At 47.6% G+C, this 1,158-nt stretch carries 1 protein-coding gene; it reads left to right on the top strand.

From position 1 onward, the window contains the following. Positions 1-1,158, top strand: a 1,158-nt coding sequence (locus AB6E52_RS23075; RefSeq protein ID WP_372189996.1) for a VCBS domain-containing protein, incomplete at both ends; no start/stop codon positions are given.

Genomic DNA, 1,158 nt, shown 5'->3' with positions numbered 1-1,158 from the left:
AAGCCACACTGGTTTCTAATGTCATTCAGCTCACTGAAACACAAGCGCTGGATAGCGAATTTAAATCCTATAGAGGCCAGCTTCAGCTGATTGACCCTGATAGTGGCGATAACACTCAGTTTGTTTTTAGCGGTAAATATTTAGGTCAAGGGTTTGCACCTGGTTACCTTGATGTTTGGCCTAATGGCACTTATCAATTCAGATTAAATACAGGTACCAATCATCATCCGGACGATCTAATCAGTAGCCTACATGCTGGCGAGTCGATGGAGCTCCCCTACGAAGTCGAAACCACTGATGGTCAGAAGCTCACCATTATGGTGAAAGTGACCGGTGAAGATAACCAAGCAAAAATTGCAGTGACGCCCTACTCCAGCCTAAATAATCATGTTTACGAAGATCATACTTCCTTTGGCAATACCACCAATCAGCTCAGCAGTGGTGGCACGTTACAGGTCATTGACCCGGATCACGACCAAGCCGGTTTTATCGCACAAACCATCACCACCACCGAAGGTGGTCAGTTCAATATCAACGCACAAGGCCATTGGTCATACAACATTGACAATGATAAAGTCCAACATTTAGGCGCAGGGGAAAGCTTCCAGCAAACCTTTACCGTTGAATCTATCGATGGCAGTGCTAAAAAAGATATCACAGTGACCGTTCATGGCACCAATGATGCGCCAGTTGCGTCAGCTGAAGTACGTTTAGCGAATGGCTTGGAAGATAGCAAAATTGTCCTCACCTCAGCACAGCTTCTGGCTAATACTAGCGATGTTGATGACAACGATATTGGCAAACTATCCATTGAAAACCTACAGGCTGACCATGGTGCTATTGCCTTAAATGCCGATGGCACGTTCACTTTTACCCCAGAAAAAGACTACAACGGAGCGGTGCACTTTAGCTATGATGTCAAAGATGCCCACGGTGGTGTGACCCACACTGGCGCATCAACGACGCTCTCGGCGGTTGGCGATGCTGCCCAAATCGCTGGCGTTGATACTGGTTCAATAACCGAAAGCAGCGCGGGTGTCGACATGTCACCTGACTATGCTCACTCAGGCATAGCCACACTTGGCAATACAACACTCTATGCGGATGGCAAGCTGACCATCACAGACCCCGATGTAGGCGAGTCAGGATTTGAACGCC

Source organism: Vibrio sp. 10N.247.311.13 (genome assembly GCF_041467595.1).
GTDB lineage: Bacteria > Pseudomonadota > Gammaproteobacteria > Enterobacterales > Vibrionaceae > Vibrio > Vibrio crassostreae_C.
The sequence above is the reverse complement of the archived record's forward strand: the minus strand, read 5'-3'. Positions and strand labels throughout refer to the sequence as shown.